The 11,764-nt window shown below is 45.3% G+C and carries 10 protein-coding genes; 1 reads left to right on the forward strand and 9 read right to left on the reverse strand.

The features are described 5' to 3' along the window. Positions 1–74: 74 nt before the first annotated feature. From DWW77_RS09315 to DWW77_RS09340, 6 genes are all read right to left on the reverse strand, one after another. Positions 75–1,709, reverse strand: a complete 1,635-nt coding sequence (locus DWW77_RS09315) for a L,D-transpeptidase family protein (RefSeq protein WP_243119085.1) — start codon at positions 1,707–1,709, stop codon at positions 75–77. Between the two features lie 126 nt (positions 1,710–1,835). Next, positions 1,836–3,188, reverse strand: a complete 1,353-nt coding sequence (locus DWW77_RS09320; RefSeq protein WP_118513055.1) for an MATE family efflux transporter — start codon at positions 3,186–3,188, stop codon at positions 1,836–1,838. 256 nt (positions 3,189–3,444) lie between these two features. After that, positions 3,445–4,986, reverse strand: a complete 1,542-nt coding sequence (gpmI, locus tag DWW77_RS09325; RefSeq protein WP_118513054.1) for a 2,3-bisphosphoglycerate-independent phosphoglycerate mutase — start codon at positions 4,984–4,986, stop codon at positions 3,445–3,447. 211 nt (positions 4,987–5,197) lie between these two features. Further along, positions 5,198–6,493 carry a homoserine dehydrogenase gene (locus DWW77_RS09330; RefSeq protein WP_118513128.1) on the reverse strand — a complete coding sequence of 432 codons (1,296 nt, stop codon included), beginning with the start codon at positions 6,491–6,493 and terminating at the stop codon, positions 5,198–5,200. Positions 6,494–6,545: 52 nt separating this feature from the next. Next, positions 6,546–7,664, reverse strand: coding sequence for an Mbeg1-like protein (locus DWW77_RS09335; protein WP_118608581.1), 1,119 nt, complete (start codon positions 7,662–7,664; stop codon positions 6,546–6,548). Positions 7,665–7,847: 183 nt separating this feature from the next. Next, positions 7,848–8,069 carry a hypothetical protein gene (locus DWW77_RS09340; RefSeq protein WP_118608582.1) on the reverse strand — a complete coding sequence of 74 codons (222 nt, stop codon included), beginning with the start codon at positions 8,067–8,069 and terminating at the stop codon, positions 7,848–7,850. A 101-nt stretch (positions 8,070–8,170) separates the two neighbouring features. Here DWW77_RS09340 and DWW77_RS09345 point away from each other — a divergent pair, with 101 nt between their 5' ends. Beyond that, positions 8,171–8,449: a helix-turn-helix domain-containing protein gene (locus DWW77_RS09345; protein ID WP_118608583.1), complete on the forward strand. Its 279-nt coding sequence runs from the start codon at positions 8,171–8,173 to the stop codon at positions 8,447–8,449. Positions 8,450–8,564: 115 nt separating this feature from the next. On the opposite strand, the gene tpiA is transcribed toward DWW77_RS09345, so the two are convergent. From tpiA to gap, 3 genes are all read right to left on the reverse strand, one after another. Further along, entirely contained in the window at positions 8,565–9,314 is a 750-nt protein-coding gene (gene tpiA, locus DWW77_RS09350) for a triose-phosphate isomerase (protein WP_015527001.1), read from the reverse strand. Between the two features lie 45 nt (positions 9,315–9,359). Continuing rightward, entirely contained in the window at positions 9,360–10,556 is a 1,197-nt protein-coding gene (locus DWW77_RS09355; RefSeq protein ID WP_118608584.1) for a phosphoglycerate kinase, read from the reverse strand. 187 nt (positions 10,557–10,743) lie between these two features. Next, the gene (gene gap, locus DWW77_RS09360) at positions 10,744–11,763 is read right to left on the reverse strand and encodes a type I glyceraldehyde-3-phosphate dehydrogenase (protein ID WP_118513051.1); all 1,020 of its coding nucleotides are present in this window, start codon (positions 11,761–11,763) and stop codon (positions 10,744–10,746) included. Position 11,764: the final 1 nt, after the last annotated feature.

Here is an 11,764-nt window from a genome sequence, read left to right on the forward strand (position 1 = left end):
CCTCCTGCTAAAGAACAGGAGCCACACACCGGATCACCGGCTGGCTCCTGTTTGTTTTTTGATTACAGATCCGATCAATAGAAACAGACGATCGGTACATTATACTGGATAATGTTGTAAAGCTCTCCCGCTTTATCCGGTGGCATATTGATACAGCCGTGGGAACCTCCGGTCAGATACCGGTCGCCTCCAAAATACGGCTGCCAGTCTGCATCATGGAATCCAATGCCTCCGTTAAACGGCATCCAGTAGGTTACCGGCTGTTCATAGGAATAGGTTCCGTCTGCTTTCTTGGTGCCACGGAGCACATCCGGGCTCTTCTTATAGTACAAGGTGAAGATTCCAGGAGGTGTTTTTCTCTCCGGATCACTTGCAAGTCCGGATACGATATCTGATTCAAAGATCACATTTCCATCCTGATAATACCACATATACTGTTCTGTAAGGTCCACTTCAATGTAGGTATTTCCCAGATCATTCACACCATAAGAATTGGCTCTCATGGAATAAACCGGCTCTCTGGTCGTCTGAGCCCCGGACTGGATCTCCTGGGTAAGCTGTGCCACCTCTCCGTCCTGATCGATTTTCCAGCCATATGCAGAACCGGAAACCGAAACAGTTCTTCCGCTTGTTGTCTGGAACTGACGCTCTGTACCTACTGTATCATGATCCGCAGCAAGCTGTGCCACATAATCCACGATATGCTGTTTGAAGGATGCATCATCCTGGATCAGCTGCCCCTTTTCGCCAAACTGCAGCCAGTTTTTGATGGTGCTTCCATCAAGTGTTACTGTCTCATCTCCAAATGTGTAGGTGATGCTTGCCCTCGCAAAGTTATTATATGCATCCACCGTTGCCTGCAGATCTGCATTGTCACTGGTCACATCTGCCTTCACATAAGCATCCGGGTTACTGCCAAGATCTACTTCACCTTCATCGCTGCTGATAGCATCACTGATCATCTGATAGGCTTCTTTTACCTTCAGCTGACTTCCCTCTGTATCCGGCACGATCGTAAATTCGGAATCATTAAAGCTTACGTACGCGTTCTCCGGTGCTACCTGATTCTCTTTCCGGGCACAATTCAGTCCTTTCACTTCTGTCTCCAGCTTTAACTTGTCAAAAGCAGTCTGCTCACTGGCCGTGTAAGTCGTCTTTTCAAAAAATCCTTTCACCCATTCGTAGGGCTTCTGCTCTTTCAGAAGCTTCAGAACTTCACCACTGGATATATAACGATAATCAATATCCGCTCCCTCTATGGTCTGCGTATCCTGATTTCTGGCCTTTACCTGGATGGAATAGCCTTCCATTTTTTTTGCGATTTCCTGCTCCACCTCATATGCAGTCCTGTTGGAGCTGTCAATCCCGTTGATCGTTGTGCCCTCAAAGAAATGACTGGTGTAATAATAGGATAATCCTGCATATGCACAGCCCACCACTACAAAAACCATGGCAGCGATCATTCCGGTCACCTTCAGTGCCTTATGCTTTTTCTTTTCGGGTATAACGATAGGTTCAAATTCAGATTCATCGATAGGTACGTAGGTGATTTTCCTTGGCCTTGCTGATTTCGAAGGTCTTGCCGACTTGTGAGCAGCTGATCTGTCTTTTTTATTTTCAGGATGAGGCTCTCCTACAGTATCACTGACGATCTTTGCCATGGCATCATTGATCCTGTCCTCGATATCCCTCTTTTCATCGTTGCTCATATTTATCCACCTCTATGTTCATGTGCCTTCAAAAAGGCACCTTTCCATTGATACTTTCTGGTCTTACTCACCAGCCTTTTCATTATATCATACTTTCCAGAAATTGCATCTCATTTCATGTTTTTTTTATAACTTATTTGTACCGTACAGCTTCCGCGCCATATCTTTCATAACATAGAAGTACATTACCCAAAGGAGCACCGTCGCAAAGATCCAGGCCACCGGACTTGCAAGACAGGTACCGATATAGCTGCTTTTTCCGGCCGCAATGGTAGCGGTGATCCCTCTTCCTGCAAGCTCAGCCACACCGGCCATCATAGGAAGAAGACCATAGCCCATTCCCTGGATCCCGTTTCGCAGCACATTGACAAAATACAGAGGAATAAAAAACAATGCCACACATTTTACATAGATTGCTACCATAGGAAGTACTTCTCCAATGTTGTCTGAGATAAACAGATATGCGAAATATTTTCCCGCAAAGAACAGAAAACCACCAACAACAACAGAATATACAATTCCTATAAAATGCGAAGCTCGAAAACCTTCCCGCACTCTCTCAAGCTTTCCGGCTCCGATATTCTGTGCATTGTAGGTAGCGCTGGCAGTTCCCTGTGCCACAAATGCCTGGGTGAAGATCTGCTCGATCTTACTTCCTGCTGTAAACGCCGCCACCGCATAGGAGCCAAGCATATTTAAGGCGGACTGTACCATCATGGTTCCGATCGCCGTGATAGAATACTGCAGTCCCATTGGGATTCCCACACCGATCTGCTTGGCTGCGAGGTTACGTCTGAAATACCAGTCTTCTTTTTTCATACGGAGCTCCGGCACAAACTTCCAGATATATACCAGACATAAGACTCCTGAAACTCCCTGAGAAATAATGGTAGCCCAGGCTGCTCCAGGTGCTCCCAGTTTAAACACGATGATAAATACAAGGTCAAGCACAATATTCAGCATTGCAGACAAGATCAGAAAATACAGTGGTACCTTACTGTTTCCCAGTGCACGAAGAATACTGGCCAGGATATTATATAATGCCTGGGCAAAAATCCCTCCGCAGATGATCATAACGTAAGCATATGCATCCTTGAAAATATCATCCGGCGTGTGCATAAATTTCAGAAGTGCATGCATACCTGTCATGCTGACTGCTGTCATCACTGCCGAGATCAGCGCTGTCAGGATCAGTGCATTTCCCACGGTCTGACGCATCTCATCCATTTTTCCCGCACCGTACTTCTGTGCAGTCAGTACGGTAAAACCGGCAGTAAGTCCCAGAAGAAAGCCTATGATCAAAAAGATGATAGTTCCTGTTGAGCCAACTGCCGCCAGTGCCTTTGTTCCTACAAATTTTCCTACAACCACCGCATCTACCATATTGTAGAACTGCTGAAATACATTACCGATAAATACCGGGATCGTAAATCCCAGGAGCACTTTTACCGGTTTTCCCTGCGTCATGTCTGTTTTCATGAAATCTTCCTTCCCCCCATTTAATTTGATCGTTCATAAACTTTGTGCTGCTTTTTGTTATTCTTTTTATTATTCTTTCTGTAACTTTACAGTTAATCAAAAGTTACCTGTTTTTATGTATCAGAGGGATTATAGTTGAAATGGAATGATTTTACAAGATGATTTTGAAAATTTTTTTCATGTGTGGAAGCAGGAACGATCGGATAAAAAAACCCGGCAGATCCGTAAAAATCTGCCGGGATTCCGTGAAACTTATTTATTTCTCAACAAGAAGAGACTCTCCTGTCATTTCCTTCGGCTGCTCCATACCCATAAGCTGGATCAGAGTCGGAACGATATCTGCAAGACATCCGTTCTCACGAAGTGTGTATTTCGGATCTGCGTTTACAAGGATAAACGGTACCGGGTTAGTTGTATGAGCTGTCCATGGCTCACCTGTTTCATAATTTACAAGCTGCTCTGCGTTACCATGGTCAGCGCAGATAAAGAGCTGTCCGTCAACCTCTTTGATCGCCTCTACAGCCTTACCGACACACGCATCAACAGTCTCAACAGCCTTGATCGCAGCTGCCTCAACACCTGTATGGCCAACCATATCCGGGTTAGCAAAGTTGATGATGATCACATCATACTTGTCAGACTTGATCGCCTCTACAAGCTTTTCACAAACCTCCGGTGCGCTCATCTCCGGCTGCATATCGTAGGTCGGAACCTTCGGGGATTTTACAAGGATTCTGTCCTCTCCTTTGTTTGGCTCCTCAACACCACCGTTGAAGAAGAATGTAACATGTGCATATTTCTCTGTCTCGGCGATACGTGCCTGTGTCATATCGTGAGCTGCAAGGTACTCACCGAAGGTATTGTGAAGAAGAACCTTGTGGAATGCTACCAGCTTATTCTGGATGGTATCATCATACTCTGTGAAGCATACGAATGTGGTATCCAGTCTCTTTGCTCTCTCAAAGCCCTTAAAATCGTCATCACAGAAAGCTCTTGTGATCTCTCTTGCACGGTCCGGACGGAAGTTGAAGAATACAACGGAATCCTTATCGGAAATAGTTGCAACCGGTTTGCCGTCTTTCTCGATAACAGTCGGAAGCACAAATTCATCTGTCTTGTCAGCATCATAGGAAGCCTGAACTGCTGCTGCAGCATCTGTTCCCTTTACGCCTTCGCCCTGTGTAAGAGCTTTATATGCAAGCTCAACACGATCCCAGCGGTTATCACGATCCATTGCATAATAACGTCCGGAGATCACACCGATCTCACCAACGCCGATCTCTTTCATTTTGGCTTCCAGCTGCTCTACAAACTCTTTACCGGATGCAGGCGGTGTGTCACGTCCATCCAGGAAGCAGTGTACGTAAACTTTCTTAAGTCCCTCTCTCTTTGCCATCTCAAGAAGTCCATAGAGATGTGTATTGTGGCTGTGTACGCCACCGTCAGAAAGAAGTCCCATAAAATGGATCGCGGAATCATTGTCTTTTGCGTTCTTCATAGCAGCAAGAAGTGCCTCATTCTTGAAGAAATCGCCGTCCTGGATCTCTTTTGTGATTCTTGTAAGCTCCTGGTATACGATACGGCCTGCGCCCATGTTCATATGACCAACCTCGGAGTTACCCATCTGTCCGTCCGGAAGACCTACCGCAAGACCGCTGGCATTGCCTTTTACAAACGGATAATCTTTCATGAGTCCGTCCATAACCGGTGTTTTTGCCTCATATACAGCATTTCCGTCATGTCTGTCATTGAGTCCGTATCCATCAAGGATCATTAAAACTGTTGGTTTTTTGCTCATAATTTTCCCCTTCTTATCTTTGATCGAAAATCTGTCCGGCACAGCTCTTCAATGATTCTGAAACCCTCTGTACCATTCAGGATTCTTTTGTTTTCCATTTTATATAGTACCAAAATCCAGAAATTTTGCAACGTTTTCTTTGACAAAAATTTGTCTGTTTCCAATTTCCTGACAACTAATGCGGCTGATCTGTAAATTTACGCGAAAGATATTATTTCTGGTATACACGGATCATAGAAGAAATCTTTCTTACAGATGCGCTATTTTCCAGCTCTTCCTTGACCTTAAAGAAAGCGCCCTCACTTACAAGTTTAGTGATCACAACAACCTCTGCAGTATCCGGTCTCTTGCTTTCTTTCTGCATGATCTGTGCCACGCTTGCCTGATATTTTGCAAAATGCTCCAGGATCTCAGCCAGCACACCGCAGCGGTCCTCTACCTGCAGGCGGAGGAAATAGCGGTTATGGGTATCTGCCATATCTTTTACCGGAAGTGTCTTATAGCAGGTGCAGCCTACTCTTCCGCAGCAATCTGCCTTCATATTACGAACTACCTCAAATACATCACCGGCGACCGCACTTGCTGTAGGAAGCTCACCTGCTCCACGTCCATAGAACATGGTATCTCCTACTGCATCTCCGTGTACAAAAACTGCATTATAAGAATCATTGACGGATGCAAGGGGATGCTCTGCCGGGATCAGCATCGGGCAGACATAGGCCTCAACGCCGTCCTCCTGACAGCGTGCAACACCCAGAAGCTTGATCTCGCAGCCCATTTCTTTTGCGTAACGGATATCCTTTGCCGTGATCTTTGTGATTCCTTCTATATGAACATTATCAAGGGTAACTCTGGAATTGAAGGCAACTGATGCAAGGATGGCAACCTTTCTTCCTGCATCAATTCCTTCGATATCTGCAGTAGGATCCGCCTCTGCATATCCAAGCTCTGTAGCAAGCGCAAGTGCATCTGAAAATTCCATTCCTTCCTGGGACATCTTGGTAAGGATAAAGTTCGTAGTTCCGTTTACGATTCCCATAACTTCCGTTACATGGTTGGCCTCAAGACTGTTCTTCAACGGGCTGATGATCGGGATTCCTCCGGCAACTGCTGCCTCAAACAGAAAATCCTTCTGTGCTGCCCTGGCAGTTTCCAGGATCTCTTTTCCGTGGACTGCGATCAGATCCTTATTTGCAGTTACAACGTTCTTGCCGGCTTTCAGTGCTGCAAGGATATAAGTACGTGCCGGCTCGATTCCACCGATCAGCTCGATCACAATATCAATGGAAGGATCTCCCTCAATATCTGCCCAGTCCGTTGTAAGAACAGAAGGATCATCTACCTTCCCGGATGCTTTCTCAAGGTTACGCACCAGGATCTTTGTGATCTTTACCTGGCATCCAAGCTTAGCTGTCATTTCCTGCTCCTGGCTTTTGATCACTTTATATACACCGGTCCCTACTGTTCCGAGACCAAGAAGGGCCGCATTTACGACTTTTTCGTTCATTTTCTGATGTCCCCTTTCCGTTTTTTCCAATTTTATCAGAGTAACTCCTATGTTATGGCAGAAAACGCTTTTTGTCAAGTTCCGGCAGAGGAAGCAATTCCAGCCAGCTGCCAAAAAGTCCGGTGATCAGCTCCTGCACCATAGCTTTTGACTGTGGTTCCAGTTTATCCAGCTGGCGCACCATGGCAGCCAGACTTTTCAGACCGCCTTCCTGGATTTGGGAAATGGTATCTGCTCCGGTTGCTTCCAGCACAGAAAAGAGTTCCCCGATGAGATGCTCTCTCTGCTTTTCATCCATATGGTCGATCCATTTATGAAGACTTCGGTCTGACGCCGCAGCTCTTCTTGTCAAACTTTCTTTCTCTATAAAGGATGGCCCCATTACCTCCCAGGTAAAAGCATCATGCTGCAGGATTCCCTTCTGTGTACTGGCTACGATCAGCGGATCTTTCTGGTGGCTGAGCAGCATCCCGATCACAGATGCCTCGGGAATGATACGAGTGACTTTTGGCAAAACCCTTTCCACTCTTCCGGGACTGAAAAATCCTTCCGGAAAACCCGGACCATCATTATCATAGACAGAAAGAATCTTTTCCTGCAGGATGTCACTGCACTGCATCGCTGTATACATAGCCAGATTTCCTCCTTTGGAATGACCGCCGATCCGCAGCATGGACTGTATATAAGTTCCATGCGTTTCCAGATATTCCAACGCTTTTCTGTGCGAAGGAACAACTCCGTTGCTTAAGTTAAAATCCTCCTTCCACCCCACAATGGTATCATCGGTTCCACGAAATGAAATATATGTGGTTCCATCATCCAGTCCTATAGTCACTGCCGCAAACTGCTGAGCCTGACGGGAAAGGATTTCATTGACAAAGCCTCCTACTGTACATTTCCGGAATCTCTCCGCACAGGCCATTTTTTCAAGGAGCACCGGTGTATTCTGCAGAAATGCGCTTTCTGCTTTCAGATCCTTCTTTATTTCCCGTCTGGAAAAAGCCGCAAAGAGTTCTTCTACAGAAAGAGTATTTCCGTTTTTTACTTCTGCCATCTCATCCAGATCAAGATAGGAAAAACACGCCAGTATCAGATTGTCAACTTCATTAAAGGGTGACTGCTCAAAGGTAATATCTCCTCTCCAGTCAAGATAATCCAGAATATTCCCCATAAAATCCTCCACAAATGATCATATAAGCGTCTTACGCACAGCTGCAGGCTTTCTTTCTATTATAATACGTAACGGCTGCATCACAGTACAGCCATCTGATGCGTTTCTGCCGTTATCAGATAACCGTTTTCTGAAACGACATACCCTGCCAGATATTTATTGTTATCATACCATAAATCCTGATCATTTGCGCCTTTCATCCATTTTTTTTCTGAGATAAAGGATGTAATGAATGCAGCCGCAGGTAAAAGCCGGAAACAGTATCGACAAGCCTGCTGCTGACATCATATAGATCACTGCCCCTTTTCCACCATCCGGTGTTCCTGCCACAAAGCAGTAGAACATGGTAGCTGAAAAATACAGTGTGATCACCACTGAAATTAAGATTTTAAAAAACTTCCTCATTGCTTCTCCTTTCTGTAGTGTCGATATAAGGACACTGTTGTGATTCCAATTTTACCTTCATAATAAGATTAATTCAAGGATGAATCGGACAGGATATATATATGATAAAATATGACAGATTTTGGGTCACGATGAAGGAGCGTGGGATCACTCAGTATGATCTTTATGAACATTACCAGATTACCCGTTCACTTCTGGACAGACTTCGAAAAAATAAAAATGTTGAAATTTATACCATAGACAGGCTGTGTTCCATTCTCCACTGCGAGATCGAGGACATTGTGGAACATGTTCCCGAGCCTGACGAAAGGAACGAACATACAGAAAAAGCTTCAGTGAAAAACAATCCTTACTCTGAAGATAAGAAAAACTCTCTCTGACTGTGATCAGATGCAGCTTTTTGTTGGCTGTGCTATCCGTGTCAGGGAGAGTTTTTCTGGTTTTTTCTATAAGAAGATATAAAAAAAGGGGCCGAAGCCCCTTTTTAAGTGGATCTTATTTGTAGTTTACGATCTTTCCGAAATCTGGTTTCAGGGAAGCGCCGCCTACAAGACCGCCGTCGATGTCAGCCTGAGCGAATAAGTCAGGAGCTGTTGCAGCGTTTACAGATCCGCCGTACTGAATACGGATCTCTGCTGCTGTAGCATCATCATAGATCTCAGCGATGCATTTACGGATATCAGCGCAAACCTCCTGAGCCTGCTCTGTTGTAGCTGTCTTACCTGTTCCGATAGCCCAGATCGGCTCGTAAGCGATAACTGCTGTCTTAGCCTGATCAGCTGTAACACCCTGGAATCCAACCTTAACCTGCTGACGGATGAAATCCATTGTCACGCCCTGCTCTCTCTGAGTAAGTGTCTCGCCGCAGCACATGATCGGTGTGATACCATGCTCGAAAGCTTTGAGCATTTTTTTGTTAACGTCTTCGTTTGTCTCACCGAAGTACTCTCTTCTCTCGGAATGTCCAAGTACTACGTACTTAACGCCTGCATCTACGAGCATAGCCGGAGCGATCTCGCCTGTGTAAGCACCTTTCTCCTCGAAGTACATGTTCTCAGCGCCAACCTGGATGTTTGTTCCTTTAGCTGCCTCAACAACAGGAATGATGTCGATAGCCGGTACGCAGAACACTACATCAACTTCGTCGTTAACAACAAGCGGTTTTAAAGTCTCAACCAGCTTTACAGCCTCGCTTGGTGTCATATTCATTTTCCAGTTTCCAGCAATAATTTTCTTTCTTGCCATTGTTTTATCTCCTTTTTTGTGTTTATGGAACACTTTATTTTTTTATCAGTCTTTATCGTTAGCTGCAGCTACACCCGGAAGCTCTTTTCCTTCAAGGAACTCAAGAGATGCACCGCCACCTGTGGAGATGTGTGTCATCTTGTCGCCATATCCAAGGATATTTACTGCTGCTGCGGAATCACCGCCACCGATGATCGTTGTTGCATCTGTCTCAGCAAGAGCTTTTGCAACTGCCTCTGTACCATGTGCAAAGTTCGGCATCTCGAAGCATCCCATCGGTCCGTTCCATACAACTGTCTTAGCATCTTTAACAGCATCTGCAAAAATCTTCTCTGTCTCTGTTCCGATGTCCATTCCTTCCCATCCGTCCGGAATTTCACCACGTTTAACGATCTGGATGTTGCAGTCGTTGGAGAAGGCATCACCGATTCTGTTATCTACAGGAAGAAGAAGTTTCACACCCTTCTCCTCTGCTTTCTTCATCATGTCGAGAGCATACTGAAGGTAATCATCCTCGCAGAGGGATGTTCCGATGTGTCCGCCCATAGCTTTGGAGAATGTATAGGACATACCACCACCGATGATCAGTGTATCTACCTTATCAAGAAGGTTGTTGATTACAGAGATCTTGCTGGAAACCTTAGCACCGCCAAGAATTGCAACGAATGGTCTCTCTGGATTATTTACAGCGTTTCCGAGGAAATCGATCTCTTTCTGCATCAGATATCCTACAACTGCTGTCTTAACATATTTGGTAACACCTACGTTGGAGCAGTGAGCTCTGTGAGCAGTTCCGAATGCATCGTTTACGAATACATCGCAAAGAGAAGCAAGGTCTTCGCTGAACTTATCTTCGTTCTTTGTCTCTTCTGCACGGTAACGTGTATTCTCAAGAAGAATTACATCGCCATCTTTCATCTCAGCAACAGCAGCTTTTGCGTTTGGTCCTACTACCTCAGGATCTGCTGCAAATTTCACTTCCTGTCCAAGAAGCTCAGAAAGACGAACAGCTACAGGTGCAAGAGAAAGCTCCGGTTTCGGCTCTCCCTTCGGTTTTCCGAGGTGGGAGCAGAGGATAACCTTTCCGCCGTCTGCGATCAGTTTCTTGATTGTAGGAAGAGCAGCCACAAGACGATTCTCGTCTGTGATCTTTCCATCCTGAAGCGGAACGTTAAAGTCACATCTTACAAGTACTCTCTGTCCTTTTACATTGATATCATCAACACTTTTTTTGTTCAGCATTTCTATATCTCCTTAACTTTTATTTCTGCCGGAAGCAGATCAATAAGGGCGAGCGGTATTGTTGTCCGCTCTGTCAACAGTCATTTCCTCAGATATTCTTTTGTTTGATCTTTTGGAAAAAAAGGGCCCGGTCCTCTTCAGACCGGACCCTTTCTGAGTCTATTCTTCTACACTCGTTCGCTGAAAATTAAGCGTTCAGAAGGCTTCCGAAGTGCTTGATTGTACGAACCATCTGGCTTGTGTAGGAGTTCTCGTTGTCATACCAGGAAACTACCTGAACCTCTGTTGTGCCATTCTCAAGTGGAAGTACCATTGTCTGAGTAGCATCGAAGAGGGAACCAAATCTCATACCAACGATATCGCTGGATACGATCTCATCCTCGTTGTATCCGAAGGACTCGTTAGAAGCTGCTTTCATAGCTGCGTTGATCTGCTCTTTTGTAACATTTCCTTCAACTACTGCTGTAAGGATTGTTGTAGAACCTGTTGGGGTAGGAACACGCTGTGCAGAACCGATAAGTTTGCCGTTAAGCTCTGGGATAACAAGTCCGATAGCTTTAGCAGCACCTGTGCTGTTCGGAACGATATTAACTGCAGCTGCACGGGATCTTCTCAGATCGCCTTTTCTCTGCGGTCCGTCAAGTGTCATCTGATCGCCTGTGTAAGCGTGGATTGTGCACATGATACCAGATTTGATCGGTGCAAGATCGTTAAGAGCCTTAGCCATTGGTGCAAGGCAGTTTGTTGTACAGGAAGCTGCGGAGATGATCTTGTCCTCGTTTGTAAGACCCTGATGGTTTACGTTGTAAACGATTGTCTTAAGGTCGTTTCCAGCCGGAGCGGAAATAACTACGTGCTTAGCACCTGCATCGATATGAGCCTGAGCTTTGTCTTTAGATGTGTAGAAACCTGTGCACTCAAGAACTACGTCTACACCGATCTCTCCCCAAGGAAGCTCTGCAGCGTTAGCCTTAGCATAGATTTTGATCTCTTTTCCGTCTACTGTGATGGAATCCTCTCCTGCTTTAACTGTATCAGCAAGAGCATATCTTCCCTGTGTAGAATCATATTTTAATAAGTGAGCAAGCATTTTAGGAGATGTAAGGTCATTGATTGCTACAACCTCGAATCCCTCTGCTCCAAACATCTGACGGAATGCAAGACGACCGATACGTCCAAAACCATTAATTGCAACTTTTACTGCCATG

It is taken from the genome of Ruminococcus sp. AF17-12 (assembly GCF_003479245.1).
In the GTDB taxonomy this organism is placed as follows: Bacteria; Bacillota; Clostridia; order Lachnospirales; family Lachnospiraceae; genus Blautia_A; species Blautia_A fusiformis.